The 26,980-nt window shown below is 65.0% G+C and carries 23 protein-coding genes and 1 pseudogene; 15 read left to right on the top strand and 9 right to left on the bottom strand.

What is annotated here, in order from left to right:
- Nucleotides 1-132: 132 nt before the first annotated feature.
- From AC0L3P_RS02340 to AC0L3P_RS02330, 3 genes are all read right to left on the bottom strand, one after another.
- Complete coding sequence (locus tag AC0L3P_RS02340; RefSeq protein ID WP_275168009.1) at nt 133-2,148, bottom strand: acetyl-CoA carboxylase biotin carboxylase subunit; 2,016 nt, start codon at nt 2,146-2,148, stop codon at nt 133-135.
- A 183-nt stretch (nt 2,149-2,331) separates the two neighbouring features.
- Nucleotides 2,332-3,414: a zinc-binding metallopeptidase family protein gene (locus tag AC0L3P_RS02335; RefSeq protein WP_275168010.1), complete on the bottom strand. Its 1,083-nt coding sequence runs from the start codon at nt 3,412-3,414 to the stop codon at nt 2,332-2,334.
- A complete protein-coding gene (locus AC0L3P_RS02330) occupies nt 3,411-3,629 on the bottom strand; it encodes a hypothetical protein (protein WP_275168011.1) in 219 nt (72 codons plus the stop codon). The genes AC0L3P_RS02335 and AC0L3P_RS02330 overlap by 4 nt, the downstream gene beginning before the upstream one ends.
- Here AC0L3P_RS02330 and AC0L3P_RS02325 point away from each other — a divergent pair, their 5' ends adjacent.
- The 3 genes from AC0L3P_RS02325 (at nt 3,630) to AC0L3P_RS02315 (ending at nt 7,988) form a co-directional block, all read left to right on the top strand.
- Complete coding sequence (locus AC0L3P_RS02325; protein WP_275168012.1) at nt 3,630-6,107, top strand: PAS domain S-box protein; 2,478 nt, start codon at nt 3,630-3,632, stop codon at nt 6,105-6,107.
- A 283-nt stretch (nt 6,108-6,390) separates the two neighbouring features.
- Entirely contained in the window at nt 6,391-7,641 is a 1,251-nt protein-coding gene (locus tag AC0L3P_RS02320) for an arsenic transporter (protein ID WP_275168013.1), read from the top strand.
- 110 nt (nt 7,642-7,751) lie between these two features.
- Nucleotides 7,752-7,988: a hypothetical protein gene (locus tag AC0L3P_RS02315; RefSeq protein WP_275168014.1), complete on the top strand. Its 237-nt coding sequence runs from the start codon at nt 7,752-7,754 to the stop codon at nt 7,986-7,988.
- 51 nt (nt 7,989-8,039) lie between these two features.
- Here the strand turns inward: AC0L3P_RS02315 and AC0L3P_RS02310 are convergent, their stop codons facing one another.
- On the bottom strand, nt 8,040-9,404 hold the full coding sequence (locus AC0L3P_RS02310) for an MFS transporter (protein ID WP_342761015.1): 1,365 nt from the start codon (nt 9,402-9,404) through the stop codon (nt 8,040-8,042).
- Between the two features lie 23 nt (nt 9,405-9,427).
- Nucleotides 9,428-10,192, bottom strand: a complete 765-nt coding sequence (locus tag AC0L3P_RS02305) for a GntR family transcriptional regulator (protein ID WP_275168016.1) — start codon at nt 10,190-10,192, stop codon at nt 9,428-9,430.
- A 180-nt stretch (nt 10,193-10,372) separates the two neighbouring features.
- Between AC0L3P_RS02305 and AC0L3P_RS02300 the strand changes: the two genes are divergently transcribed.
- From AC0L3P_RS02300 to AC0L3P_RS02290, 3 genes are read left to right on the top strand one after another with little or no spacing between them, the layout of a single operon-like run.
- Nucleotides 10,373-11,572 (top strand): mandelate racemase/muconate lactonizing enzyme family protein, encoded by a 1,200-nt coding sequence (locus AC0L3P_RS02300; protein WP_275168017.1) that lies wholly within the window; start codon nt 10,373-10,375, stop codon nt 11,570-11,572.
- A gap of 13 nt (nt 11,573-11,585) precedes the next feature.
- Entirely contained in the window at nt 11,586-12,353 is a 768-nt protein-coding gene (locus AC0L3P_RS02295; protein ID WP_275168018.1) for an SDR family oxidoreductase, read from the top strand.
- 25 nt (nt 12,354-12,378) lie between these two features.
- On the top strand, nt 12,379-13,410 hold the full coding sequence (locus tag AC0L3P_RS02290) for an L-idonate 5-dehydrogenase (RefSeq protein ID WP_473300879.1): 1,032 nt from the start codon (nt 12,379-12,381) through the stop codon (nt 13,408-13,410).
- Nucleotide 13,411: 1 nt separating this feature from the next.
- Here the strand turns inward: AC0L3P_RS02290 and AC0L3P_RS02285 are convergent, their stop codons facing one another.
- Nucleotides 13,412-14,287: a DUF3280 domain-containing protein gene (locus tag AC0L3P_RS02285; protein WP_275168402.1), complete on the bottom strand. Its 876-nt coding sequence runs from the start codon at nt 14,285-14,287 to the stop codon at nt 13,412-13,414.
- 193 nt (nt 14,288-14,480) lie between these two features.
- Here AC0L3P_RS02285 and AC0L3P_RS02280 point away from each other — a divergent pair, with 193 nt between their 5' ends.
- Complete coding sequence (locus tag AC0L3P_RS02280) at nt 14,481-15,866, top strand: HAMP domain-containing sensor histidine kinase (RefSeq protein ID WP_275168020.1); 1,386 nt, start codon at nt 14,481-14,483, stop codon at nt 15,864-15,866.
- Nucleotides 15,863-16,525 (top strand): response regulator, encoded by a 663-nt coding sequence (locus AC0L3P_RS02275; RefSeq protein ID WP_027518509.1) that lies wholly within the window; start codon nt 15,863-15,865, stop codon nt 16,523-16,525. The genes AC0L3P_RS02280 and AC0L3P_RS02275 overlap by 4 nt, the downstream gene beginning before the upstream one ends.
- A gap of 16 nt (nt 16,526-16,541) precedes the next feature.
- Here the strand turns inward: AC0L3P_RS02275 and AC0L3P_RS02270 are convergent, their stop codons facing one another.
- A complete protein-coding gene (locus AC0L3P_RS02270) occupies nt 16,542-17,525 on the bottom strand; it encodes a VOC family protein (RefSeq protein WP_275168021.1) in 984 nt (327 codons plus the stop codon).
- Nucleotides 17,526-17,671: 146 nt separating this feature from the next.
- Between AC0L3P_RS02270 and AC0L3P_RS02265 the strand changes: the two are divergent.
- The 4 genes and pseudogenes from AC0L3P_RS02265 (at nt 17,672) to AC0L3P_RS02250 (ending at nt 22,175) form a co-directional block, all read left to right on the top strand.
- Nucleotides 17,672-18,458 (top strand): annotated as a pseudogene (locus AC0L3P_RS02265) (DNA-binding transcriptional regulator).
- Between the two features lie 76 nt (nt 18,459-18,534).
- Nucleotides 18,535-20,043, top strand: coding sequence for a bifunctional 3-(3-hydroxy-phenyl)propionate/3-hydroxycinnamic acid hydroxylase MhpA (gene mhpA, locus AC0L3P_RS02260; protein WP_275168023.1), 1,509 nt, complete (start codon nt 18,535-18,537; stop codon nt 20,041-20,043).
- A gap of 24 nt (nt 20,044-20,067) precedes the next feature.
- Nucleotides 20,068-20,919, top strand: a complete 852-nt coding sequence (locus AC0L3P_RS02255; RefSeq protein ID WP_275168024.1) for a fumarylacetoacetate hydrolase family protein — start codon at nt 20,068-20,070, stop codon at nt 20,917-20,919.
- Nucleotides 20,920-20,963: 44 nt separating this feature from the next.
- Entirely contained in the window at nt 20,964-22,175 is a 1,212-nt protein-coding gene (locus tag AC0L3P_RS02250; RefSeq protein WP_275168025.1) for an ABC transporter substrate-binding protein, read from the top strand.
- A gap of 4 nt (nt 22,176-22,179) precedes the next feature.
- Here AC0L3P_RS02250 and AC0L3P_RS02245 read toward each other — a convergent pair whose 3' ends face one another.
- The gene (locus tag AC0L3P_RS02245; RefSeq protein ID WP_275168026.1) at nt 22,180-23,022 is read right to left on the bottom strand and encodes a hypothetical protein; all 843 of its coding nucleotides are present in this window, start codon (nt 23,020-23,022) and stop codon (nt 22,180-22,182) included.
- Nucleotides 23,023-23,233: 211 nt separating this feature from the next.
- Between AC0L3P_RS02245 and AC0L3P_RS02240 the strand changes: the two genes are divergently transcribed.
- From AC0L3P_RS02240 to AC0L3P_RS02230, 3 genes are read left to right on the top strand one after another with little or no spacing between them, the layout of a single operon-like run.
- The gene (locus AC0L3P_RS02240) at nt 23,234-24,112 is read left to right on the top strand and encodes an IclR family transcriptional regulator (protein ID WP_275168027.1); all 879 of its coding nucleotides are present in this window, start codon (nt 23,234-23,236) and stop codon (nt 24,110-24,112) included.
- A 36-nt stretch (nt 24,113-24,148) separates the two neighbouring features.
- Nucleotides 24,149-25,123: a Bug family tripartite tricarboxylate transporter substrate binding protein gene (locus AC0L3P_RS02235; RefSeq protein WP_275168028.1), complete on the top strand. Its 975-nt coding sequence runs from the start codon at nt 24,149-24,151 to the stop codon at nt 25,121-25,123.
- 22 nt (nt 25,124-25,145) lie between these two features.
- Nucleotides 25,146-26,366 carry an ABC transporter substrate-binding protein gene (locus AC0L3P_RS02230; protein WP_275168029.1) on the top strand — a complete coding sequence of 407 codons (1,221 nt, stop codon included), beginning with the start codon at nt 25,146-25,148 and terminating at the stop codon, nt 26,364-26,366.
- A gap of 121 nt (nt 26,367-26,487) precedes the next feature.
- Here AC0L3P_RS02230 and AC0L3P_RS02225 read toward each other — a convergent pair whose 3' ends face one another.
- A complete protein-coding gene (locus AC0L3P_RS02225; protein WP_275168030.1) occupies nt 26,488-26,979 on the bottom strand; it encodes an SRPBCC family protein in 492 nt (163 codons plus the stop codon).
- Nucleotide 26,980: the final 1 nt, after the last annotated feature.

The following is a 26,980-nucleotide window of genomic DNA, read 5'->3' as shown; positions in this document are numbered from 1 at the left end:
GTCGTCCTGGCGAAAGCCAGGACCCATTACCCCAGGGAGTAGTTGTTGACGGCGATGGTGGCCGTCATTCTCTGTCGCCACCTCCAATTGTGGTAATGGTCCTGGCTTTCGCCAGGACGACATTGAGGCCCCTTACGCAAACTCCAAAATCAGCGCATCCACCGCGAGCGTCGCGCCGGCGGTGGCGTGGATCTTCTTTACGGTGCCGTCCTGCTCGGCGCGCAGCACGTTCTGCATCTTCATGGCTTCGACCACCGCGAGCGTCTCGCCCGCCTTGACCTCCTGCCCTTCGGTCACCGCGATCGAGACTACGAGGCCGGGCATTGGACAAAGCAGCTTCTTGCCGGTGTCGGCAGCCGTGGTCACCGGCATCAGCCGCGCCGAGGCTGCTTCCGCTTCGGTCCAGACATAGACCGGCACCTCGACACCCTGATGCGCGAGGCGAATGCCGTTCGCGATCGGGCGCACCTGAACCGCCACGATGTGCCCGTCGATGGTGCCCTGCCAGACCGGATCGCCCGGCTTCCACGGCGATTGCAACAGGTGCGCAGTGCCGGCCTTGCCGTCGGCATCGAGGAAACGCACCGCGACCGCCTCGCCCTCGCGCGCGATCTCCAGCAGGATCTCCTGACGGTCGAGCCAAACCGCACGGCGACGCTCGCGCTGCACGATGCGGCCGCCCATCTGACCCGAGATCTGCCGCTTGCGCTCGCCGAGCACGTGATCGATGGCGGCGCCGACCGCGGCAAGCCGCCGTGCGACCTCGCCTTCCGGCACACGAACGGCAAACCCCTTGGGGAATTCCTCCGCGATGAAGCCCGTGGAGAGCCGGCCTTCACGCCAGCGCGGATGATGCATCAGCGCCGACAGGAACGGAATGTTGTGGCGGATACCGTCCACGTAGAACGAGTCCAGTGCGGTGGCCTGCGCCTCGATCGCGGCCGCGCGCGACGGCGCGTGGGTGACGAGCTTGGCGATCATCGGGTCGTAATGGATCGAGATCTCGCCGCCCTCCTGCACGCCGGTGTCGTTGCGCACCGTGATGCCATCCTGGCTCGCTTCCGCCGGCGGACGGTATTTCACCAGGCGACCGATCGAGGGCAGGAAGTTGCGGAACGGGTCCTCGGCATAGAGACGCGATTCCACGGCCCAGCCCGTCAGCGTGACGTCCTTCTGCGTGATCGCGAGCTTCTCGCCGGCGGCGACGCGGAGCATCTGCTCGACGAGGTCGACGCCGGTGACGAGCTCGGTGACGGGATGCTCGACCTGGAGGCGCGTGTTCATCTCCAGGAAGTAGAAGCTCTTGTCCTGCCCCGCGACGAATTCAACGGTGCCGGCGGAGTCGTAATTCACGGCCTTGGCGAGTGCGACGGCCTGCTCGCCCATCTTGCGGCGGGTGGCTTCGTCGAGCAGCGGCGACGGCGCTTCCTCGATGACCTTCTGGTTGCGGCGCTGGATCGAGCATTCGCGCTCGCCGAGATAGATCACGTTGCCGTGCTTGTCGCCCAGCAGCTGGATCTCGATGTGGCGGGGGTCGACGATGAACTTCTCGATGAAGACGCGGTCGTCGCCGAACGAGGCCTTGGCCTCGGCCTTGGCGAGGTTGAATCCCTCTGCGACCTCGGAGGTCGAATGCGCGATGCGCATGCCCTTGCCGCCGCCGCCGGCGGAGGCCTTGATCATCACGGGATAGCCGATCTCGTCGGCGATCTTGACCGCGTGCGTGGCGTCCTCGATGACGCCGAGATAGCCGGGCACGGTCGAGACTTTTGCCTTCGCCGCAGCCCTCTTGGATTCAATCTTGTCGCCCATCGCCGCGATCGCGCCCGGGTTGGGGCCGATGAAGACGATGCCCGCCGCCTCCAGCGCGCGCGGGAACGCCTCGCGCTCGGACAGGAAGCCGTAACCGGGATGCACGGCTTCGGCGCCGGTCTTGCGGCAGGCCTCCACGATCTTCTCGATCACCAGATAGCTCTCGGCCGCAGCCGGCGGGCCGATCAGCACGGCCTCGTCGGCCATCTCGATATGGAGCGCGTCGCGGTCGGCCTCGGAATAGACCGCGACCGTTTGAACTCCCATGCGGCGAGCGGTCTTGATGACCCGGCAGGCGATTTCGCCGCGATTAGCGATCAGAATGCGTTTGAACATGCTTTTCTTGAGTCTCGACCTTGGGCGGGACCCTTCCCTGGCCGTTGGAGCCTATAGGACGGGCCGTGTGGCTCCCGTGGTACATCAAAATAGGCCGGAGGCAACGGTCAAAATCCGGCCGCTCTGGCGTACCAGCGCAAGACCGAAGCAAGACCGAAACGGGCCTGGCAAGCCCCGGACGGCCTACGGCTTCCCGGCCTTGCCCACGTCCCGGACCAGGCCGTGAATGAAGCGGAGCTTGTCGACGACGACCGGCGAGAGGATGAATGGATAGAGGTCGCGCATGCCCATGGCGCGGTTGACGCTGTTCATGGCGAAGGTGAAGGGCAGCCATGCGTTGACGATCGCCTCGACGTCTCTCGCCTCGTAGGGGTTGAAGCGGATGCGCGTCGTCAACTCCCCGTCGCGGTCGACCTTGGGCCGCACCTCCATGCCGAACTCGCTAGCCATCTCCAGGGTGTCGACGATGTGGAGATAGTGCGCCCAGGTCTCGGCGAAATCTTCCCAGGGGTGCGTGGTCGCGTAGGCCGAAACATAATTCTGCTGCCAGTCCGGCGGGGCGCCTTCGGCATAGTGGCGCTGCAAGGCCTGGCCATAATCGGCGGAATCGTCGCCGAACACGGCGCGGCATTCGTCCAGCTTGCCGCCGTCGCGTACCAGCACGTCCCAGAAATAGTGCCCGACCTCGTGGCGGAAATGCCCGAGCAGCGTCCGGTAGGGCTCGCCCATCTCCAGCCTGCGCCGCTCGCGCTCGATGTCGTCGGCCTCGGTCAGCGCGATCGTGATCAGGCCGTTGTCGTGACCGGTCAGGACCTTCTGCCCGCTCTGCGGATCGTCGGCGAGGAAATTGAAGATTAGGCCATGTTCGGGATTGTCCTGCCGGGTCTGGAGCGGCAGCTTCCAGCGGATCAGGGAATAGAACAGCCGGTGCTTCGCCATCTCCAGCTCGCGCCAGCCGGCGAGTTGCGCCTGATCCGACAGGTCCGGCACGACGCCGTTATGGCGGCAGGCGCGGCAATAGCCTGTGGTATCACCTGCATCCGTCAGCCAGTTGCACGCATCGTGCTCGGCATTGCTGCACAGCATGCGACTTTCGCCCTTGGTGGCCAGCGTCCGCCAAGCCCCACCTTGTGCCTCGCCGTCGGGCTCGATCGCCGACATCGTCTCCTTCTCCGGCAGGAACGCGACGCGATGGCCGCAGCGTTCGCAGGCGCGGTTCTCGAAATAGAGGACGTTGCCGCAGGCCTGGCAGACAAAAAGCTTCAAGATTTAGCCTCTTCGGAAAGCGAGTGTTTGGTAATGAAGGTTGCGGCCGCTCGGAGATACGCGCGCGGAGGGCTCATCGTTCCAAGGTTCGGAACAAATAGCCAGACCCGGCGTTCGTTCATACCCAGCACGCTGCATTCGGCGGCGCCTTTCTTTCCATATTTCTTTTGAGCAATGGCCATCACGCGTCGTCTGTGTGAATATCGGTCGGCCACGTGCGCTCCCGCATCACAACGGCCATCGCCTTGAACGATCCTTCGCCCGAGACCATCGCCGCCGAAAGGCTGCGCCAGCACCTGGAAGATGTCGCGCGCGAGCGCGACAGCGCCTATCGCGCGCTCCAGGAACGCGAAGCCGAGCTTGCGCGCATCCAGCGCATCGGCAAGGTCGGCGGTCTCGAAGTCGACTTCCGCGAAGGCTTCAAGAACCGCCGTTCGCCTGAATATCTGATGCTCCACGGCCTGCCGCCGGAAGCGGCCGACGAGTCGCACGAGGACTGGATCAATCGCATTCATCCCGACGACCGCGACGCAACGGTGAAGCACTTCATCGATTCGCTGTCCGGCACCAGCGAGGACTACACCGCCGAATACCGCATCATCCGCCCCAGCGACGGCGAGACCCGCTGGATCCGCGTCGTGGCCAAGATCGAGCGCGACGGTGGCGGCCGCGCCGTCCGCCTCGTCGGCGCCCATATCGACGTCACCGACCAGATGCTGGTGCGCGAGACCCTGCGCGAGAGCGAGGAGCGCTTCCGGCTGATCGCCGACAGCGCGCCGGTGCCGATCTGGGTCACCAAACTGGACCGCACACGATCCTTCGCCAATCAAGCCTATGTCGATTTCGTCGGCCTGCCCTACGACCAGGCCATCTCCTTCGACTGGCGCAAGGTGCTGCATCCGGACGATCTGCCGCATGTGCTGCAGCAGTCCGTCCAGGGTGAAGCATCGCTCAAACCGTTCGTGCTGGAAGCCCGCTACAAGAACGCCGCCGGCGAATGGCGCTGGCTGCGTTCGGAATCGCAGCCGCGCTGGGACCCGACCGGCAGGCATATCGGCTTCATCGGCGTTGCCCATGACATCACGGTGGCCAAGCAGGCCGAGATCGAGCTCCGGCAGCTCAACGAGACGCTGGAAGAACGTATCGTCGAGCGCACTGCCGAGCTCGAATCCAACGAGGCGCGGCTGCGCGCGATCCTGGAGACCAGCAACCAGTACCAGGGCCTCGTCAATCTCAGGGGCGAGCTGCTTTACGCCAACACGACCGTGCTCGACGCCATCAAGGCGAGCCCTGCGGACGTGATCGGAAAGCCGTTATGGCAGACGCCCTGGTTCAGCACGACAGACGGCATGAGCGCGCGGGTGCGCGAGGCCTTCGACACCGTGCTCAAGGGCGAAGCCGTGCGGCTGGAGATGCGGCTGCGCCTTCCCATCGGCGAGCGCGATTTCGAGTTCGGCATGCGCCCGGTGCTCGACCGCCACGGCAACATCACCGGCGCGGTACCCGAGGCGGTGGACATCACCGAGCGCCGCCGCGGCGAGGAAGCGCTGCGGCAATCGCAGAAGATGGAGGCGATCGGCCAGCTCACCGGCGGCGTCGCGCACGATTTCAACAATCTGCTCACCATCATCCGCTCGGCAACCGATTTCCTGCGCCGCCGCGAGCTGCCGGAGGAGCGCCGCCGCCGCTATGTCGATGCCATCTCCGACACCGTCGAGCGGGCCTCCAAGCTGACCGCCCAGCTGCTGGCGTTTGCACGCCGGCAGCCGCTGAAACCGCAGATCTTCAACGTCGGCAGCCAGGTCGAAGGCGTCGCGCAGCTGGTCCGGCCGCTGGTCGGTGGCCGCATCGAAATCGCGGTGGAGGTTCACGATGGCGACTGCTTCACGATCGCCGATGTCGCGCAATTCGAGACCGCGCTGATCAACCTCGCCGTCAACGCCCGCGACGCCATGGACGGCGAAGGCCGCCTCACGATAGCCGTCCGGAAAGTTCAGGGCATCCCTAACCTGCGGGCGCAGTCGGCGCGCGGCGGCGACTATGTCGCGATCTCGGTCGCCGACACCGGCAGCGGTATCGCGCCCGACAACATCGAGGCCATCTTCGAGCCGTTCTTCACCACCAAGGAGGTCGGCAAGGGTACCGGCCTCGGGCTGAGCCAGGCCTTCGGCTTCGCAAAGCAGTCCGAGGGCGACATCGCCGTGACGAGCACGCATGGTGAAGGCGCGACTTTCACCATTTATCTGCCGCGGGCGCATAGCCCCGCGACGGATCAGGAAGCCGCGGCGCTGACCTATGAGGCCGCCGCCACCGGGCGCGGCTATCGCGTGCTCGTGGTGGAAGACGACGACGAGGTCGGCCGCTTCTCCACTGAGCTGCTGGAAGACCTCGGCTATGTCGTCCGCCGCGTCGCCAACGCCAATGCGGCGCTCGCCATCCTCGGCGAGAACGAGTTCGCCGTCGACCTCGTCTTCTCCGACGTCATCATGCCCGGCATGAACGGCGTCGAGCTCGCCGGCATCATCCGCGAACGCTATCCGGGCCTGCCCGTCGTGCTCACCTCTGGTTACAGCAACGTCCTCGCCGAGAACGCCGATCGCGGTTTCGAACTGATCCAGAAGCCGTATTCGGTGGAATTGCTCTCGCGCATCTTGCGCAAGGCGATCACGGCAAAGCCGTCGATCACGCGGTGAGTGTTGTGATTGCACGAAGCTGACAAAAACTCCGTCATTGCGAGCGCAGCGAAGCAATCCAGAATCTTCCCGCAGGAACAGTCTGGATTGCTTCGTCGCTGCGCTCCTCGCAATGACGGCGCGTGCCGTTCCAACCTAACATACTTTTGAACAAAATTGAGGACTGAAGCTCAGGCCGAGACGCGGCAAATCACAGGTGGCGGTCCGCGGCCCGCAGGGGAAGACAGCGCCGGCGGCTTCCGCTATCGCTGCCGAATGAGCCTTCCCACTTCGAGGACCGAACGTGCCGTCTGACGCCATCCTGGCCTGGAGCATCATCGTCGCTGCGACCGCAGGCGTCATCATCCGGCCCTTTCGCCTGCCGGAGGCGATTTGGGCCGCCATCGGCGCCAGTGCGCTCGTGCTGTTCGGCTTGCTGCCGTGGCGGGATGCGTTGACAGGCATCGGGAAGGGTGTCGATGTCTATCTCTTCCTGATCGGCATGATGCTGATCGCCGAGCTGGCGCGGCTCGAAGGCCTGTTCGACTACCTCGCAGCGCTCGCCGTGGAATATGCAGGCGGCTCGCCGCAGCGGCTGTTCCTGCTGATCTACATCGTCGGCACGCTCGTCACCGTCCTGCTCTCGAACGACGCCACCGCGATCGTGCTGACGCCCGCCGTCTATGCCGCGACGCGCGCAGCCGGCGCCAAGCCGCTGCCTTATCTCTTCGTCTGCGCCTTCATCGCCAATGCCGCAAGCTTCGTGCTGCCGATCTCCAACCCGGCCAATCTGGTCGTGTTCGGGGCGCACATGCCTGAGCTCACCGAATGGCTGCGCCTGTTCGCCCTGCCCTCGGCGGCCTCGATCCTGCTGACCTATGTCGTGCTGCGCCTGACCCAGCACCGCGCCCTGAAGGAAGAAACCATCGCGCGCAGCGTGCCGCATCCGAAGCTCGGCCGCGGTGGCAAGCTGACCGCCATCGGCATCGTGGCGATCGGAATCGTGCTGGTCACGGCCTCCGCGCTGGACAAGCAATTGGGCCTGCCGACCTTCGTCTGCGGCGTGGTGACAGCGGCAATCGTGCTGCTGCTCAGCCGGCAATCGCCGCTCCCCGTGCTGCGCGGCGTCTCCTGGAGCGTGCTGCCGCTGGTCGGCGGGCTGTTCGTGATGGTGGAAGCGCTGATCAAGACCGGCGTGATCGGACGGCTCAGCGCGCTGCTGCATGAAGCCGTCGGGCAATCCGTGACGAAGGCGGCCTGGAGCGTCGGCATCGCCACCGCGATCGCCGACAACATCGCCAACAATCTTCCCATCGGCCTCGTTGCTGGCTCGGTCGCCGCCAGCGATCATTTGCCCGCGCCGGTCGTGAGCGCCATCCTGATCGGCGTCGATCTCGGGCCCAACCTGTCGGTGACCGGTTCGCTCGCCACGATCCTGTGGCTGGTGGCGTTGCGGCGGGAGAAGATCGAAGTCGGCGCCTGGCCGTTCCTGAAGCTCGGACTGCTGGTGACGCCGCCCGCCTTGATCGCAGCGCTTGCGGCCGCGATCCGTTAGCGCGGCCGATTACGTTCAGTTGTTTGCGGTGCATCAATGCCGACGGTCTGACCGCGGCTACAGTTCTCTTGTCGCGTGATTGAGACATGCCGCGACAAGGAAGGTTCATCATGCAGATTCAATCGAAGGCGCTACCGCAGAGCTTTTCCCTGCGTCGCGAAATCCAGAGCTACATCGCGCCCGCTGGCGGCCGGGGCGAGACGTCCCATCCCCTGCTCGTCTTCTCGGTCGTGGCGCTGCTGACTCTGTTCGCCATCGTGGAAATCGACCTGCACTCCGCCCAGCTTCAGGCCATCGGCCTGCTCAGCCATGGGATCGGGATCGATCCCGTCTTCCTGAGCCCGTAGCAGGACAAAGCCCGATCGCGGCCGTCGCGGCCGCGACCGGGTCACGCATCGTCAATCGTTCTCGTAGCCGTAGACTTCCGGCAGGATGAAGATTGCGGCAAGCAATCCGATCAGCGGGAAGATCGCGACCATCAGCGTGGCGTTCGCCTGCCCGATCGCAGCGAACACCGTCGGGAACAGGAAGATCGCGAGGAACGACGGCAGCTTCACGAACATGTAGGCGAAGCCGCTGGCGGTGCCGCGATATTTCGGCTTGGCGACCATGGTCGGGATCGTCATGCAGTTCGACGCATCCCAATAATGGCCCCACAGCATCGCGGCAGCCGCGAACGGCAGCAGGATCTTGTTGTCGGTGTAGAGAGCGAAGGCCGCGACCAGCAGCGAGGCCAGCACGATCGAGAAGCCCGCGATCGAGATGCCGCGATGGCCGATCTTCGGCGTCAGCAGCGGACCGACCCAGCCCGACAAGGCGGCGAAGGAGAACAGCGCCATCGTCACCAGATTTATGCCGAGCACGCTCGACACGCCGACCATCACAAAGAGCACCGGCAGGTAGAACGCGAAGGTCGAGAACTCGCTGGCCTGCGCGAAGCAGGCGATCCAGCCGTAGATCGTGGCGCGCCAGCGGATCGGATCCTTCTTGAGGTCGGCGAGGAACGCGCGGGTGGAGACCTTCGGCACTTCGACGTCATGGTCCGGCAGCATGGCGAGATCGTCGTTGAACATCTCGCGCGCGACCTGCTTGGCCTCGCGGTAGCGTCCCTTCTGCACCAGCCACACCGCCGTCTCAGGCACGTCGTGGCGCATCACCAGGATGATCAGCGCCGGCAGCGCGCCGAGGCCGAGCGTCACCCGCCACAGCATCTCGTGCTGCATGTCGATCAGCAGGAAGATCACGATGACGCCGATGGTGAGGACCTCACCGACCGCGAACATGAACTGCCAGCGGTTGCCCATGACCTCGCGCTCGCCCTTGGCCATGGATTCCATGATGTAGGTGTAGCCGGTCGAGATGTCCGAACCGAGCGGTATGCCGAGCAGGAAGCGGATCACGACGAGCCAGCCGACGCTGGGCACGAAGGCCTGCGCCAGTGCCAGCACGATGAACAGCACCATCGTCACCAGAAACATGACGCGACGGCCGATCTTGTCGGAAAGCCAGCCGCCGAGCAGTGCGCCGATCATGGCGCCACCTTGCGTACCGGCCGCGGCCAGGCCCAGCATCAGCGGATCGGGATTGAACTGCTCCTTGATGAAGATCAGCACGAAGGCGATCGAATAGAGATCCCAGGCTTCGACCAGGATCGAGGCCATCATCAGCCAGCCGACCTTGTTGCCCTTGGGACTGTAGTTCGTGATGAGGTAGCGGACCGCGGCTTCGCTCGCGGTCGGTTGTGGCATCGCCATCGTCGACATCTTTGGTCCTCTCTTAAACTCTCTTACGTGCCAAGTAGCGGCTCGATGCTGCAATCGAGCAGGCGCGGGTCGATCCCGACCTCCATGCCGGTGAACATCTCGCCCATGTAGTCGATCAGTGCATCGCTCGCCTTCACCGCGTCCTCGACACGACGATTGGCAACCGCATTAAGAATAGCCAGATGATGATCGATTGTTCCTGACAGCTCGGCCTGTCCCGGCATGAAACGGTGGTGGATGTAGCCGATACGCCGGTACAGCGTGTGCAACGGCCGCAGCGTGTGCACCAGAAACGGTTCGCCTGCCGCCTCCAGCACCAGCGCGTCGATGCGGCGGTCGATATGATTGAACTCGTCGAGGGTCAGATTGGCGCGGCGCTCGCGCAGAAGGCGCTCAATATGCAGCGCCTGATTGCGGTGCGAGAGACTGGCGCGATCGGCCGCGAGCCGGATCACGAAGCGCTCCATGTCGCGGCGCAAGGCCAGCAGCATGCGCTCGCGTGCCAGATCGATCGGCGCAATGCGCAGACCGTGGCGCGGACGGATGATGATCAATGTATCGGCGGAGAGACGATTGACGGCGTGATGAACCGGCGTGCGGCCGAAGCCGGTAATGTGCTGCAATTCCAGCATCGTCATGAACTGGCCGGGCTTGAGCTCGCAATGGACGAGCAGCTCTTCGATCCTCTGATAGGCGAGCTCGAAAAAGTTGAGACGGTTGCGCCGGGAGGGCTTGCCCTCGGCGTCGTCGTTCCTCACCACTTCGAGCGCGCGCTTGCGTGTTGCCATGTCGTCTCTCCCCTCAGCCCGCGCCGTCGTTGCAGGGCGGCGCCTTGTTGGTGATATCCCTAAAACATGTCGTGATATATTACAAGCGAGCGTAAGACTCGGCATGCGCCCGCACCATGTTGCGGTGCGGAATGACAACAAGACGGCGCTGCGCGCGCCTGCGATGGGAGGAGTATTGCCGTGAAGATCACGTCGATCGAGACGCTGCGCACCGAAGAATTCTCCAACGTCATCTGGGTGCGCGTCCACACCGACACGGGCATGATTGGTCTTGGCGAAACCTTCTACGGCGCCGGCGCCGTCGAGGCGCAGATCCACGATACCTTTGCCGGCCGCCTGCTCGGCCGCAATCCGCTGCACATCGAGGCGATCCACCGCGACATGCTGAATCTGCCGATGGCGCAGTCCTCCACCGGCGTCGAATATCGCGCGGCTTCGGCAATCGACATCGCGCTATGGGACCTGTTCGGCAAGGTCTGCAATCAGCCGGTGCACCAGATGCTCGGCGGCCTCTGCCGCGACAAGCAGCGCATCTACAACACCTGCGCCGGCACCCAATATGTCCGCTCGACCAATATCAGCCCGGTCGCGAACTGGAATCTTGGCGCTGCCAAGGGTCCCTATGAGGATCTCGATGGCTTCATGCACCACGCCGATGCGCTTGCCGAAAGTCTGCTGGAGAGCGGCATCTCGGCGATGAAGATCTGGCCGTTCGATCCGGCGGCGCAGGAGAACAAGGGCCTGTACATCACCGCCGCCCAGATGAAGCACGCGATCGAGCCGTTTGAAAAAATCCGCAAAGCCGTCGGCGACAAGATGGAGATCATGGTCGAGCTTCATTCGCTCTGGAACCTGCCGACCGCAAAACAGATCGCGCGCGCGCTCGAGCCCTACAAGCCGACCTGGTACGAAGACCCGATCCGGATGAACTCGCCGCAGGCGCTGGCCGAATACGCCCGCTGCACCGACGTCTGGGTCTGCGCCAGCGAGACGCTGGGCTCGCGATTCCCCTACAAGGACATGCTCGACCGCGACGCCATGCATGTAGTGATGGCGGACCTGTGCTGGACCGGCGGCCTCACCGAGGGCCGCAAGATCGCGGCGATGGCCGAGACCTATCACCGGCCCTTCGCACCGCACGACTGCATCGGCCCGATCGGCTTCATCGCCGCCATCCACATGTCGTTCAGCCAGCCCAACACGCTGATCCAGGAATCGGTGCGCGCCTTCTACAAGGGCTGGTACAATGAGCTCGTGACCACCATGCCCACGATCAAGGACGGTTTTGTCTATCCGATGGAGGGCCCCGGCCTCGGCGTCGACCTTCTGCCCGCCGTATTCGACCGCTCCGATCTGACCGTGCGCCGTTCCAACTCTTAAGGATATTTTTGAGATGAGCACCGCCCTCTTCGACCTTTCCGGCCGCACCGCGCTCGTGACCGGCTCCTCCCGCGGCCTCGGCCGCGCCATTGCCGAGGGCATGGCCAAGGCTGGCGCCAAGCTGATCATCAACGGCGTCGATCCCAAGCGTGTCGAGCAGGCCGTCGCCGAGTTTCGCGCCGCCGGCCACCAGGCCGAGGGCGCCGCGTTCAACGTTACCGACGAGCCTGCAATCGTCGCCGCCTTCAACCACTTCGACAACAAGGGCATCGCGGTCGACATCCTCGTCAACAATGCCGGCATCCAGCACCGCAAGCCGCTGGTGGAGTTCACCACCGAGGAGTGGCGCAAGGTGATCGAGACCAACCTCACCAGCGCCTTCGTGATCGGCCGCGAGGCGGCCAAGCGCATGATCCCGCGCAAGCACGGCAAGATCATCAACATCGGCTCACTCGGCAGCGAGCTCGCGCGTCCCACAATTGCGCCCTACACCGCCGCCAAGGGCGGCATCAAGAACCTGACCCGCTCGATGGCGGTGGAATGGGCCCAGCACGGCATCCAGGCCAACGCGATCGGCCCCGGCTACATGCTGACCGACATGAACGAGGCGCTGGTCAACAACACCGACTTCAACAACTGGCTGATGGGCCGCGTCCCCTCCAAGCGCTGGGGCCGACCGGACGAGCTGGTGGGCGCTGCGATCTTCCTGGCGTCGGATGCCTCGACCTATGTCAACGGCCAGATCATCTATGTCGATGGCGGCATGATCGCCGCGATGTGAGCCGCGAACCCTGAGGGAGCCAAGCATGCGCGCCGTCGTCATTCACGCACCAAAAGATCTGCGGATCGATAGCTATCCGGATGCAGCGCCCGGTCCGGGTGAAGTCCGCGTCAAGATCGCGAATGGCGGCATCTGCGGCTCCGATCTGCACTACTATCATCACGGCGGCTTCGGCGTCGTTCGGATCCAGCAACCGATGGCGCTGGGGCACGAGATCGCCGGCGTGGTCGCAGCCGTCGGTGACGGCGTCACGAATGTGAAGCCGGGCACCCGCGTCGCGGTCAATCCGAGCAAGCCGTGCGGCCAGTGTCTGCATTGCCAGGAAGGCATGCGCAACCAGTGCCTCGACATGCGCTTCCTCGGCAGCGCGATGCGCTTTCCCCATGTGCAGGGCGGCTTTCGCGAATTCATCACGGTCGATGCCGCGCAGGCCGTTCCGATCACCGACAAGCTGTCGCTGGCGGAAGCCGCGGTCGCCGAGCCGCTCGCGGTGTGCCTGCACGCCGGCAAGCAGGCCGGGGCCCTGCTCGGCAAGCGCGTGCTGATCACCGGCTGCGGCCCGATCGGCGCGCTGATGATTTTGGTCTCACGCTTCGGCGGCGCGGCCGAGATCGTGGTCACCGATGTCGCGGAGGCGCCGCTTGCCGTCGCAAGGCAACTCGGCGCCACTCACGCCATCAATGTCGCCGCCGATGCCACGGCGCTCGATCCGTGGCGCACCGGCAAAGGTGTGTTCGACACGCTGTTCGAAGCCTCGGGCAACCAGGCAGCACTCCGAACCGCGCTCGACGTGCTCAGGCCCGGCGCCACGCTGGTGCAGGTCGGCCTCGGCGGCGAGATGACGCTGCCGATCAACGCCATCGTCGCCAAGGAATTGCAGCTGCGCGGCACCTTCCGCTTCGATCCCGAGTTCGAGCTGGCGGTGCGGCTGATGGGCGAAGGCCTGATCGACGTCAAGCCGCTGATCACGGCGACCCTGCCGTTCGAGAACGCGGTCGCCGCGTTCGAGCTCGCCAGCGACCGCTCGCAATCGATGAAGGTGCAGTTGACGTTCTGAGCTACTGGCTTTCGACCAGCTTTTCGCTGACCAGCCGCACGGCGCCCCGTTTCCACGAATAGTCCGCGCCCAGGCGCAGGCCGCTGTCGCCGCGTGCCAGCACCGCGCCGGTCCTGGCATCGCGCACCTGAAAGCCGAGCGTGTACTCGGTGCGGCTGACCCGCCGCACCACCCCGATCAGCGACTGATCCGCACCCAGCTCTTGCGCAATCGCCGCCTCGCAGCCGCCGCAGTCGCGTAAAGCGCGCGCCTTCACCGCCGCCTCGTTGGCGCTGCCGACATCGACGAGACGGTAGCGGCCGGATCGGCCGAGGGCGTCGCGGACGCTGCCAGTCACTTCGGCCAGATAGGATGCGTCCGCGGCCGCGAGGCCGGCGGCCGGCGCCGCGGTGTTGTCGTCGAGCTCGAATTCGAACACCGCCAGTGCGATCGGAGCAGGCGTGCCGAGCGCGGCTACGATCTCGCGCGACACGAAGATCTCGGCGCGCTCCCACGATTCATCATTGTCGCCGCGGAAGGTGTAGAGCTTGTCCATCACGACCTTTTTGGCGCCGACGTCGATCACGGCGACCTTGGCCCATTGCACCAAGGTGCTCGTCTTCTGGATGCCGCCGATCACCTTGAACGCCGCGCCGTCCTGGGCCGACGGTACGAGCCGGTAGCGCCGGTCGCCTCCAATGTCCCGCCTGAGCGCGGCCATGAAGGCCGACAGTCGTCGCTCATGGGCGGCGGTCTGGTTGGCGGGTTCAGCCGACGTATCGGTATAACTGAAGTCGTCCATGGCGACGCCGATGGCCGTTTCGGCACCGGCCGACGCATAAGCCGCCGGAAGGACGACAAGGAGACAGACTGAGAGGATCAACCGGCGCAGGTGCATAAATGTGCCTCGTGTGACGGAGCGGCGCGCCAATCTGGACGGCGCAATCAGGCCATGCAGCAGCGCCGGTCCCGGCGATGGCCGGGAAAATTTCACGACGGTGCACCGCACTGGCGCCTGGCGGCTTTGCGCCGGATGCGTTCTGCCGTTTAATGCGAGCGCGACAAATCCGTTCGCACCAAGGTGCCCGCCGATGTGGAACCGACCGAGATTCGATCTCAAAGTCCGTCTGACGTTGCGCGTGGCCGCGATATCGGCCGCCTGCTTCGCGGCGATCTCCGCCTATTTCCTGATTACGTCCGACCGCGAGGCGCATGCGCGCCTCGACGATATCGCCGCCATCGTGGCCAAGACGCTGGAGCTGCAGCAGGGCAAGATCCAGTGGGTCGCGAGCCCGCGCTCGGACTTTCCCAACCTCGACCCCGTTTCGGCTTATGTGATGACGCCCGGTCTGTGCCTGGCGTTCCGCGGCACGAGCGGCGACGTCCTCCAGCGCTTCTGTAGCGGCGCGCCTGTCCCGGCGAACCCGCCGCCGCAAGCCTTCACGGCGTTCTATCGCGGCTTGTTCGACCCCGGCCGAGAAGCGGCACGGCCCGTGATCGTGCGCGGGACGAAGCTCGGGGAGGCCGTGGTCTCGGTCGAGCCGGGCGTGCAGACCGCGGAGGCTTGGCACGAGGCCGGCCGCCTGATGCTCGCGCTCGCGATCGCGCTGCCGCTACTCTGCGGGCTGGTCTACGCCGCACTGGCGCGCGCGCTGCGCCCCACCCGCATGATCCGCACCGGCCTCGAGCGGATTGCCGCCAACGATCTCACCACGCGGCTGCCGCCGTTCGATCTTGCCGAGCTCTCCGCGATCCGCGACGGCTTCAACCATCTCGCCGAAAGCCTCGAGACCGCGCTTGCCGAACGCAGCGAGCTGACGCGGAAGCTGATCGCGCTGCAGGACGAGGAGCGTCGCCATCTCGCGCGCGAGCTGCATGACGAGTTCGGCCAGTCGCTCGCCGCCATCCGCGCGCTCGCCTCCTCCGCCCGCCAGACCGCCGCGCAGGACTGTCCCTCCCTGCTTGGCGAATGCGACGGCATCGCGCGGACCGCAACCGGCATGATGGAGACGTTGCGCGGCACATTGTTCCGGCTGCGGCCGCCCGATGTCGAGGAGCTCGGGCTCGTCGCCAGCCTCGAAGGCCTCGTCGCAGGCTGGAACGGGCGCAGCCGCGGCGAGACGCGCTTCTCGATCCGGTTCGACGGCGCATTCGAGACCCTGCCGGCCACGATCAGCGCCAGCCTCTACCGGATCGTGCAGGAGGCGCTCACTAACGCCGCCAAGCATGCCGTCGCCACGCGGGTCAGCCTGGAATTGACGATGGGGGCCAGCGAGATCGCGCTTGCGATCGACGACGACGGTCGCGCGAGCGATCCCGTCGCGAAATCCGGAATGGGCCTGCTTGGCATGCGCGAGCGCGTCGCCGCCTTGCGCGGCCAAATGACCTTCGAGGCCGCGCCGAACGGCGGCTCCGCACTGCGCGTGGTCATTCCGCTCGCAGCCGCCGATCGGCCGCCGCTGGAGCACGCCGCATGAGCGCGGCCGACGCCACCATCCTGCTGGTCGACGACCATTCCGTCGTCCGCGAGGGCTATCGCTCCGTGCTCCAGAAGCAGCCGGGACTTCGCGTCATCGCCGAAGCCGCCGACGGCGCGGAGGCCTACCGTCTCTACAAATCGGAGGCGCCCGATCTCGTCATTATGGACCTGAGCATGCCCGGCATCGGCGGCATCGAGGCGGTCAGGCGGATCAGGCAGTGGGACAAGGGCGCGAGGATCCTCGTCTTCACCATGCACGAGAACGCCGGCTTTGCCGTGCAGGCGATCCGCGCCGGCGCCAGAGGCTATGTCACCAAGACCAGTCCCCCGGAGACATTGGTGCGCGCCGTGATGGACGTGCTCGCCGGCAAGATCGCGATCAGCCCCGACATCGACCATGAGCTCGCGCTGAGCCGGCTCGCCGGAGAAAGCTCTGCCGCCGACGTCCTCACGCCGCGCGAATTCGAAGTGCTGCGGCTCCTGCTCGCCGAGAACACGACAGAGGAGATCGCCGAGACGCTCCATGTCAGCCCGAAGACGGTGGCGAACCTGCATTCCCTGATCAAGGACAAGCTCGGCGTCGGATCCGACATCGAGCTGGTCAGGCTGGCACTGCGCCAGGGCATCTTGACGGAGGTCGATCTCGGCGAGGCCTGATCGTATCCGCCCCGGATTACTCCCGCGCGACCACCGAATCCAGCCACGCGCAATTCAGTGGCGGCACGCGGGGGTCGGCCACACGAACGCCGCGCGACGCTGCATCCAGTCTCATGTCGCGAAGGCGCTTGCGCTGCTCCTCGGGCATGTAGAGCCGCTCGTGGCCCCATAGCGACGGGCCGTCAAAGGTCTCGTGTGGCTTCCAGGTCTCGGGATCGATCACACGACCGCCCCAGCCATATTCGATGAAGAAGCCGGATGGCGTGTTCACGTAGAACGACGTCATGTGGTCGTTGGTATGCCGTCCTAGCGTGTAGGCGACGCGGCCGTCGTCCATCTGCGCGAGATCGTAGCCCTGCCCGACATCATCGAGGCTGCCAAGTTCGACCATGAAATGGTGCAGCGCTTTCCGCCCTGAGCCAACCATTGCAAAGGAGTGGTGACGGCCGTTGACGTGGAAGAAATAGAGCCCGTAGGGCTTGAGGCCGAAATCGGAAACTTGAAAGCCGAGCACGTCGCGATAGAACGGCACCAACGGTTCGACTTCCTCGACGTTGAGCACGACATGCCCCATGCCGAGCGCGCCGGTGCGGAAGCCCGAGATTGGCCGTCCGGGCTTGAACGGCTCGGTCGCCAGCTCCGGTTTGTAGAAGGCTTCGAGCCGGTTGCCGGCGGGATCGCTGAATACGATCAGCTCGGCCACATGCCGCTCGTCGGCCAGCGCGCGGGAGCCGCGGGTCACCTTTACGCCGTGGCTTTCCAGACGGCCGGCGAGACGGTCGAGGTCCGCGGTCGAGGGAACCTCCCATCCCATCACCGCGAGCCCGGCATCACTGCTGCCGTCGACCACCAGGCGCTGCTTGTGGTCGTCCATGCGGAAAGCGCGCATCTTGCCGCCGCGATCCACCTGCTGCATGCCGAGCAGCCCGGTCGCCATCCGGCCCCACTGGTCGAGCTGGGATGAATTGATCCCGATATAGCCGAGCGCGGTGATTTCCATCGAATTCCTCCCGAGGGCATCGCGTCCGCCGCACTGCGGTGAACTTGATACCGGCCGCGCGCGATCCTACGGTGGCATCCGCAATCGCTTCGCGTTCGCAAAGACGATAATCGCGAGGCCGCAGGCCACAAGGGAGGAAATGCGAAGTGTCCAAGGAGCGGACGAACGGTCAGCCGCGGCAGCCTGAAGGCGTCCGCGCCTTCAAGCGTGGGCTGGACGTGCTGCACGAAGTCAATCGCTCCGGCGGCATTCGCGCCGGTGACGTGGCCCGCGCGCTCGACCTGCCTCGCCCGACCGTCTACCGCCTGCTCGAGACCTTGGAAGAGCTCGGCTATGTCGCGCGCAGCGCCAGCGACGACCGCTTTCGTGTGACCCGGCGGGCGCTCAGTCTTGGCGATGGCTACGATCCCGGCGTCGTGATCTGCCAGGCGGCAGCACCTTTCCTCGCCGAGCTGAGCAAGGGCCTGGTCTGGCCGGTCGATCTCTCGACCTACGAAAACGCCGCGATGGTGGTGCAGGAGACCACGCATTCGCGCAGCCCGCTCTCGATCGACCGCGGCATGATCGGCAAGCGCCTGCCGATGCTGCGCACCTCCGCGGGGCGGGCCTATCTCGCCGCTAGCCCCGCGCGCGAACGCGACCTGATTGTCAATCATCTGCGCCGGATCGACGAGGCCGACGACCGCCCCTTCCTCGACGAAGGCCGCCTCGGCCGAATGATCGCCGAGACGCAGGCGCGCGGATACGCGATCCGCAGCGAGGGCGAATACAATCCCAAGACTGCCTCGATCGCCGTACCCATCGTGCGGAACGGCGCGGTATTTGGCTGCCTCCATCATCTGGATCCGCTCGGCCCTCGGAATCGAAGAGGCGGTGGTGCAGTTTGCGGCGCAGCTCCAGGAGACGGCGTCGGCCATTCCCGTCGAGATCTAGGCGAGCCGTCCGCTGGGCGGACACTTGGCGCGGCGGCGTTGATACGACTGCATCCCTTGGGGAAGAGATAGTCCCCATGCAAGATAAATCCGCCCCTGAAGAGTTTGACGTCGTGATCGTCGGCCGCGGCCCGGTCGGAGCCACGCTGGCCAACCTGCTTGGCCTGTGCGGCGTGCGGACGCTGGTGCTGGAGCGCGAGGCGCGGACCTATCATCTGCCGCGGGCGGTCCATTTCGACGACGAATGCATGCGGGTGTTCCAAACCCTCGGCCTCGCCGACGCGATCCTGCCGCATGTCATCCTCAGCCCCGGCATGCTCTTTCTCGACGCCGACGGCCGGATGCTGCTGGATTGGTCGCGGCCGCAGACATTGACGCCGATGGGATGGAATCTCAGCTATCGCTTCCATCAGCCTGACCTGGAGGACGCGCTGATCGCTGGCCTCGCGCGCTGGCCACACATCGCCTTGCGCAACCGCTGCGACGTGTTCGCGCTGGATCAGGACGAGATCGGCGTACGCGTCCGTTACGAGGACCTTTCCAACGGGAGGCTGAGCGAAGTCCGTGCCGGCTACGTCATCGGTTGCGACGGTGCTCGCTCTCTGGTGCGCCGCTTCATCGGCTCCGGCATGGACGATCTCGGCTTCCACGAGCGCTGGCTGGTGATCGACGTGCTGCTCAAGCGCAACCGCGACGATCTCGGCGACTACAGTATCCAGCATTGCGATCCACGCCGTCCGGCGACCTATGTCCGCGGCACCGGCACGCGGCGACGCTGGGAGATCACAGTTCTGCCCGACGAAGACTCCCAGGTGGTCGCGCAGCCAGCGAAGGTCTGGGAGCTGCTGTCGCGCTGGATCACGCCCGAGGATGCCGAACTCGAGCGCGCCGCGGTCTACACCTTTCATTCCATCATCGCGCAGCAATGGCGGAGCGGTCGTCTGCTGCTCGCCGGCGACTCCGCACACCAGACCCCGCCCTTCCTCGGCCAGGGCATGTGCGCCGGCATCCGAGATGCCGCCAACCTTGCCTGGAAGCTCGCTGCAGTCCTGCGCGGACTGGCGGATCCAAGCCTGCTCGACACCTATCAGAGCGAGCGCCAGCCGCACGTGCGCGAGTTCATTGAGCTCGCGATCCGCCTCGGCGGCGTCATCAACACCAAGGCGATCGAAGCGGGCCTTGCGGCCGGCGAGGCGCGCGCGAATGCGCCGGTCAGGCTCGAGGTCAAAAAGCCCCTGCTCGGCCCCGGCCTCGCGCTTGGCGATCTCCCGCTCGCCGGACATCTTGCGCCGCAATTCGAATTGAAGGACGGCCGCCGCGGCGACGACCGGGTTGGCTACAGCCACGTGCTCCTCGTCGAGAGCGCCGCGACGATCTCATCGCGTCTTGCTCTTTCGCAATCTGGAACCGAAATCCTGACCAGCGACGATGCCGAAGGCGTCGGGTCATGGCTGCGCGAGCACGGCATCATCGCCGCGCTCGTTCGCCCCGATCGCTACGTCCGCGGCAGCGCCGGCAACGACACCGACCTCGACCGGCTGATTGCCGCCGTCACACCTCCAACCCACGTGCCGTCCGCGGCCTGAACCGACTTCTCCCAAGGATATCTCATGAAGCTGCTCTCTTTCATCACCGACGGCCATGCCTCTTTCGGGGCTGTCACGGACAATGGGGTCGTCGATCTCGGCACACGCATCGCGGGCTGCACCACGTTGCGGCAGTTGCTCGAAGCTGGGCGCGTTGCCGAGGCGGCAAAGCACGCGGCATCCGCTGCGCCAGATCATGCACTCGACGAGATCACCTTTGCCCCGGTCATCCCCGATCCCGGCAAGATCATCTGCGTCGGCCTCAACTATCGCGACCACGTCGCCGAAACGGGGCGCACCGTCACCGAGAAGCCTGCGCTGTTCGTGCGCTTCCCCTGCAGCCAGGTCGGCCATCTCCAGCCGATTGTGAAGCCAAAGGTGAGTGACGATTTCGATTATGAAGGCGAGCTTGCGCTCGTCATCGGCAAGGCAGGCCGCCACATCTCCGCGAGCCGCGCACGCGACCACATCGCCGGCTATTCTTGCTACAACGAAGGCAGCATTCGCGACTGGCAGCGCCACACCAGCCAATTCCTCTCCGGCAAGACCTTTGCCGAGAGCGGCAGCTTTGGCCCGTGGCTGGTGACGGCGGACGAGATCCCCGATCCGTCAAAGCTCAACTTGCAGACACGGCTGAACGGGACCGTAGTGCAAGACACCACCACCGATCTCCTGATCACCGCAATCCCCGAACTGATCGCCTACATCTCGACGATCTGCCCGCTCGTCCCCGGTGACGTCATCGTGACAGGCACGCCCGGCGGCGTCGGCGCCAAGCGCAAGCCGCCCCTGTGGATGCGCCCCGGCGACACTGTCGAGGTCGAAATCTCCGGCATCGGCATCCTGCGCAATAAGGTCGTCGCCGAGCCGGCCTGACTGCCGACGCCAATCAATCAAACATAACAACATCAGGAAACGCCATGGCCATCCTCCGCACGACATCCGCCGCCACTCTGTTGATCACGCTGGCGCTCGCAGGTACTCCCGCGCGTGCCGAGATCAAGGGCGAGGCCGTCCGCATCGGCGTCCTCACAGATATGAACGGCATCTTTGCGACCGCGATGGGCCCGGGCTCGGTCGAGGCGGCGCGCATGGCGGCGGAAGAGTTCGGCGGTAAGATCAACGGCAAGCCGATCGAGATCCTGCAGGCCGACCACCAGAACAAGCCGGACCTTGCGGCCTCGCTCGCCCGCAAATGGTTCAGCGACGGCGTGCAGGCGATCGCGGACGGCGGCAGTTCCGGTGCCGCGCTCGCGGTGCAGGAACTGGTGCGCGGCAACGGAAAGATCTTCCTCATCTCGGGCGCAGGCGCCAACCAGCTCACCGATGAAGCCTGTGCCGCGGGCAGCGTGCAGTGGACCCAGGATGCCTATTCGACCGCGACCGCGGTGGTCTCCGGCATCATGCAGACCAGCAAGGAGCCGTGGTTCTTCATCACCGGCGACTACGCTTTCGGCCATTCGATCGAGACAACCGCGCGCGCCCGCATCACCGAGCTCGGCGGCAAGGTCGCCGGCAGCGTCAAGGCGCAGCTCGGCACGCCCGACTACAGCTCGTTCCTGCTTCAGGCGCAGTCCTCGGGTGCAAAAATCCTGGCAATCAACGTTGCCGGCGACAACGCCACCGCAATCAAGCAGGCGGAAGAATTCGGCCTTGCCGACCAGGGCATCAAGATCGTGCCGATGTCATTCCAGAATGTCGATATCGAGGCCGTCGGGTTGAAGGCGACGCGCGGCGATCTCATCGTCACCTCGTTCTTCGAGGACGTCTCGCCGACGGCCCGGAAATTCTCCGATGCGTTCTTCGCCCGCCGCAAAGCGATGCCGTCGCAAATCCAGGCGGGCGTCTATTCCGCCGTGCGCCACTATCTCCAGGCGATGAAGGATACCGACTCAGACGACAGCACGGCTGTAATGGCCAAGATGAAGGCGACGCCCGTCTCCGACGCTTACACGCCCAACGGCCGCATCCGCGAGGACCAGCGCATGGTGCATGATCTGTATCTGGTGCAGGTCAAGACGCCTGAGGAATCCAAAGGGCCCTGGGATTTCGTCAAGCTGGTCGCGACCATCCCGCCCGACCAGGCCTTCCGCCCGCTTGAACGCAGCAAGTGCGGCCTGGTCGGCAAATAATCTGTCAAGCCAGATAGCGCGTGAGATAGCCTTCCATCGCGTAGAGCGCACAGAGCGCCAGGCTCGACCACACGGCGGCGGTGAAATACAGGAACATCCAGGTCAGCTCGCCCTTCCAGTGCGCGATGTCGTGGGTCACGACCCACCGGGTCGAGACGTCATGCAGGCCTTCGAGGAAGCCGAGCAATCTGTTGCCCTCTTCATGCCCTGCCCGCCAGCGGCTGAGATACATCGGCACGTCGACGGTGACGAGGAAGGCCAGGAAGCAGGCGATGCCGACGATGCCGGCAATCAGCGCCCAACGCACCGGTCCCTGGAATTCCGGCATCAGCCGGCACAGCGCGATGCCCGCGAGGAAGAATGTCACCGCCCACAGCGAGTTCTCGATCGCGTTGAAGAGGAAGTTGGTCGTCACCACCGCATACCAGGAGAAGCACTCCGCGACGATGATGATGGGCACGATCACCCACGCGACGTTCACGACCGTCTCGGCGCCCGTCATGGTCCCGAGCTGATGCAGGATGACCGCCCATTGCGCGGCGAAGCACAGTTCGGCCACGGTCGCGACCGTGCGACCGACGAAGACGCTGGAGAGCCAGGTGTCGAACAGACAGATGCGCTGCACGTCGGCGCGCGGCAGGAACGAACGGAAGGCGCAGCCGAAGACGTAGCCGGCGCAGAGCAGGAACATCAGTCCGATGTCGGAGCCGCCACTGATGCTGCCGGCGGGCGTCGGGTAGAACTCGCGGTACAGCATGAACCAGACGAGAATGTTGGCAGCACTGACCAGCGTCAGGGACCCCCACCACCACGCGAGGGGATTTGTCCGCGCCTGCCACTGCAACATGAATCGCTCCGATGTAATCGATATGACATTCAGTCGTAATAATCCTGTCACAACAAGCCACGCAATCGCGACGAAAATCTGTGTGCGGCGGGGCTCTTCGCGCACATTCTTGCCCTGCCGGCACAGCCGCCGTATGTCCGGATAATGGACATAAAACTACATTTTATGAATCTATTGGACATCTGGCGGGACCGGGTTCATTAAAGCCTGCATGGCCAGAACCGCCTCCAAACCGATCCGCGCCTCCTCGTCCGCTGCCGCCGTGCTGGCGGACAGCATCGATGACGCCGCGTTCGCGACGACGCTGGCGAAAGGTCTCGTAGTGCTCGAAGCGTTCAAGGCGGGGGCGACCCAGCTCGGCAACATGGAGCTGTCGACGCTGACCGGGATTCCGCGCCCGACGGTGGCGCGGCTGACGCACACGCTCGCGGAGCTCGGCTACCTCCGCTACGACGCCGAACGCGCCAAATATCGCGTCGGTGCGCGCGCACTCCGCATGGCGCATCCGCTGCTCGCCGACATGCAGTTCCGCCAGGTCGCGCGTCCCATGATGCAGGAGCTGGCGCTAAGCGTACGGGGCACGGTCTCGATCGGCCTGCTCGATGCGACCTCCATGATCTATGTCGAGACCGCGCGCTCCGGCGACGTCGGCCCGCACGTCCCCGACATCGGCATGCCCATTTCCGTGGTGATGACCGCTATGGGCCGTGCCGCGGCGGCGACCTTGCCGCAGGCCGATGCCGCGCTGCTCGAACAGCGCATTGCAAGCGAGGACACCGAGCTGTGGTCGTCCTTCCGTGAGACCTACCGCGCCGGCCTGACACAATGCGCCAGCCGCGGCTTCTGCACTTGCTTCGGCGAGTACATCGCCTCGATCCATGCCGTCGCCGCGCCGCTGTTTCATGCGCGTGAGGCGAAGCAGGCCTTTTCGATCAATTGCGGCATTCCCGCGTTCCGGCTCCAGCCCGGCCAGCTGGAGGGCGAGATCGGCCCGCGCATTGCCGCCCTTGCCGACAGCATCCGCACCATGGTTGGCGCGGCGCCGACGACCGAAACACAAAAGCAAAACAAGAAGAGCGCCAGACGATGAACGAGACAATCGGCGCTCCGCCACCGGGAGGCCACCATGACCGTCACACGGCGAACATTCTTGGGCACCCTCGCCCTTTCGCTATCGGGACTTCCATTCTCCGCACACGCTGAGGACGCCTGGCCGTCGCGTATGGTGCGGCTGATCTCGCCTTATGGGCCCGGCGGCTCCAATGACATCTCGCTGCGGCTGCTGGCCGAAGAGTTCGGCCGCAACCTGCACCAGCAGTTCATCGTCGAGAACAAGCCGGGCGCCGGCACCCGCATCGCCAACGACACGGTCGCGCATGCGCCGGGCGACGGCTATACCCTCCTCTATGTCGCGGCGCCCTACGCCACGGCCGAAGCGCTGTTCGGCAAGCTGACTTATGAGCGCAAGGATCTGCAGCCGGTCGCGATGACGGTGATCGCGCCGCTGTTCCTGATCATCAGCGCGGACGCGCCGTTCAAGACGCTCCCCGAATTGATCGCCTACGGCAAATCGAAGCCGGATGGCCTGACCTTCGCCTCGCCCGGCGCCGGCTCGCAGCCGCATCTTGCCGGCGAACTCCTGTTCAGGGATGCCGGCGTCAAGGGGCTCAACATTCCCTTCCGTGGCGATGCGGCGTCCTACACGGAGCTGCTCGCCGGCCGCGTCGATGCCACGCTGACGGCGCTGCCGACCGCACTGCCCTACATCCAGAGCGGCAAGTTCATCGTGCTCGGCGTCGCTTCCGCCGAACGCAGCGCGCTCTATCCGCAGGCGCCGACCCTGCGCGAGCAGGGTTTTCCCAACGTGGCCGCCGCCGGCTGGTACGGCTTCATGGCACCTTCGACGACGCCGCGCGCCATCGTCGACAAGCTGCAGGCCGAAGTGTTGCGCGCGCTGGCCCAGCCGGCGATCAAGGACAAGCTGACCGCCCAGGGCCTCGAAGTGCGCGCCGGTACCGCGGCCGAGTTCGGCCAGTTCATCGACAACGAAACAAAAAAGTGGACCGGGCTGATCCGCGAGGCCGGCCTCAAGGGCGAGTGACAGTCACGGACAGGGAATGGAAATGAAAAAAATACTTCTCATACGTGTCGCGGCAGCCGCGACCGTTCTCGCACTGTCGATCCCGGCGGCACAGGCGCAGAAGAAATACGATCCCGGCGCTTCCGACACGGAGATCAAGGTCGGCCAGACCGTCCCGCTCAGCGGGCCGGCCTCGGCCTATGCCGTGATCGGCAAGACCCAGGCCGCCTACATGAAGATGATCAACGACCAGGGCGGCGTCAACGGCCGCAAGGTCAACCTGATCCAGTATGACGACGCCTATTCGCCTCCGAAGACGGTTGAGCAGACCCGCAAGCTGGTCGAAAGCGACGAAGTGCTGCTGACCTTCCAGATCATCGGCACGGCGCCGAATGTCGCCGTGCAAAAATATCTCAACGCCAAGAAGGTCCCGCAGCTCTTCGCGGCAACGGGCGCGGCGCGTTTCACCGATCCGAAGAACTTCCCCTGGACCATGGGCTTCAACCCGTCCTACCTCGTCGAGGGCCGGATCTACGCGCAATATCTTCTGAAGAACTATCCGAACGCCAGGATCGGCGTGCTCTACCAGAACGACGATCTCGGCAAGGATTATCTCGCGGGCTTCAAAGCAGGTCTCGGCGACAAGGCGAAGATGATCGTCGCCGAGACGTCCTACGAGATCACCGAGCCGACCATCGACTCGCAGATCCTGCGGTTGAAGGATGCAGGTGCCGACGTGCTGTTCAGCGCCACGACACCGAAACAGGCCGCGCAGGCGATCAAGAAGGTCGCCGAGATCGGCTGGAAGCCGCTGCACATCATCGACATCAACGCCTCCTCGGTCAGCGCGGTGCTGAAACCCGCCGGACTCGACAATGCCAAGGGCGTCGTCAGCGTCGGTTATGTCAAGGATTCAGCCGATCCCGAATGGAAGGACGATCCCGGCATGAAGCGATATCTCGCCTTCATGGCCAAGTACTACCCGGAGGGCGATAAGGATTCGAACCTGAACGTCTATGGCTATATCACCGCGCAGTTGCTGGTGCAGGTGCTGAAACAATGCGGCGACGATCTCACGCGCGAGAACGTGATGCGCCAGGCCGCAAGCCTAAACAACATCACACTCGACCTGACGCTGCCGGGCATCTCGGTGACGACGACGCCTACCGACTACCGCGTCAACAAGCAGTTCCAGATGGTGCAGTTCGACGGCCAGCGCTGGCAGAAACTCGGCGACATCGTCACGGACGAGGCGAAGGAATGAAGCGCCCCTCATCCTGAGGGGCGCGCGCCTTGAAGACTGAAGGCCTCACCGGTGGTCCTCGTGCCTCGAGGCGGCCGCTCCGCGGCCTCCTCGGTATGAAGGAGGAAGGTGGCTGTTCGCGCTACCTCTTCATCCCGCCCACATAAGCCGCCAGCTTGTCGAGCGTCTGGTAGCCGTACTCGACCGCACCGAAGTTGATCATGCCGTCGCGCTGCGCCGTGCTCGAGGCCAGCTGCCGCATCATCAGAACCGTCTTGCCGTTGCTCTGTTCGGCGAAGGTGACGGTGAAACGGAACATGCCGGGATCCTCGTCCTGGTCGACGCCGTGATCCATCTCCATCAAGGACGGCCGCTCGATGCGGCGAAAGCGCATGCGGTTCGGATAGACCGTGCCGTCCGGGCCGATCATGTTGAAGCGCCAGACGCCGCCAACCCGCACGTCGATCTCGAAGGTCTCGAGCTTGAAACCCTTCGGCCCGAACCATTGCGGCAGATGCTTCGGGTCGGACCACGCTTCGAACACCAGATCGCGCGGCGCGTCGATCACGCGCGACATCACGATCTCGCGGTCGAGCGACCATTGCGACAGGGCGGGATTGGCAGAATTCGTCATC

The sequence above is a fragment of the Bradyrhizobium sp. WSM4874 genome (assembly GCF_055811835.1).
This window is presented reverse-complemented; position numbering and strand designations above follow the sequence as displayed.

Bases quoted from the DNA above. Each gene is read 5' to 3' on its own strand.
- AC0L3P_RS02340 (WP_275168009.1), bottom strand. From the start codon at position 2,148: ATGTTCAAACGCATTCTGATCGCTAATCGCGGCGAAATCGCCTGCCGG.
- AC0L3P_RS02315 (WP_275168014.1), top strand. From the start codon at position 7,752: ATGCAGATTCAATCGAAGGCGCTACCGCAGAGCTTTTCCCTGCGTCGC.
- AC0L3P_RS02310 (WP_342761015.1), bottom strand. From the start codon at position 9,404: ATGTCGACGATGGCGATGCCACAACCGACCGCGAGCGAAGCCGCGGTC.
- AC0L3P_RS02305 (WP_275168016.1), bottom strand. From the start codon at position 10,192: ATGGCAACACGCAAGCGCGCGCTCGAAGTGGTGAGGAACGACGACGCC.
- AC0L3P_RS02295 (WP_275168018.1), top strand. From the start codon at position 11,586: ATGAGCACCGCCCTCTTCGACCTTTCCGGCCGCACCGCGCTCGTGACC.
- AC0L3P_RS02290 (WP_473300879.1), top strand. From the start codon at position 12,379: ATGCGCGCCGTCGTCATTCACGCACCAAAAGATCTGCGGATCGATAGC.
- AC0L3P_RS02285 (WP_275168402.1), bottom strand. From the start codon at position 14,287: ATGCACCTGCGCCGGTTGATCCTCTCAGTCTGTCTCCTTGTCGTCCTT.
- AC0L3P_RS02280 (WP_275168020.1), top strand. From the start codon at position 14,481: ATGTGGAACCGACCGAGATTCGATCTCAAAGTCCGTCTGACGTTGCGC.
- AC0L3P_RS02275 (WP_027518509.1), top strand. From the start codon at position 15,863: ATGAGCGCGGCCGACGCCACCATCCTGCTGGTCGACGACCATTCCGTC.
- AC0L3P_RS02270 (WP_275168021.1), bottom strand. From the start codon at position 17,525: ATGGAAATCACCGCGCTCGGCTATATCGGGATCAATTCATCCCAGCTC.
- mhpA (WP_275168023.1), top strand. From the start codon at position 18,535: ATGCAAGATAAATCCGCCCCTGAAGAGTTTGACGTCGTGATCGTCGGC.
- AC0L3P_RS02255 (WP_275168024.1), top strand. From the start codon at position 20,068: ATGAAGCTGCTCTCTTTCATCACCGACGGCCATGCCTCTTTCGGGGCT.
- AC0L3P_RS02250 (WP_275168025.1), top strand. From the start codon at position 20,964: ATGGCCATCCTCCGCACGACATCCGCCGCCACTCTGTTGATCACGCTG.
- AC0L3P_RS02245 (WP_275168026.1), bottom strand. From the start codon at position 23,022: ATGTTGCAGTGGCAGGCGCGGACAAATCCCCTCGCGTGGTGGTGGGGG.
- AC0L3P_RS02240 (WP_275168027.1), top strand. From the start codon at position 23,234: ATGGCCAGAACCGCCTCCAAACCGATCCGCGCCTCCTCGTCCGCTGCC.
- AC0L3P_RS02235 (WP_275168028.1), top strand. From the start codon at position 24,149: ATGACCGTCACACGGCGAACATTCTTGGGCACCCTCGCCCTTTCGCTA.
- AC0L3P_RS02230 (WP_275168029.1), top strand. From the start codon at position 25,146: ATGAAAAAAATACTTCTCATACGTGTCGCGGCAGCCGCGACCGTTCTC.
- AC0L3P_RS02225 (WP_275168030.1), bottom strand. From the start codon at position 26,979: ATGACGAATTCTGCCAATCCCGCCCTGTCGCAATGGTCGCTCGACCGC.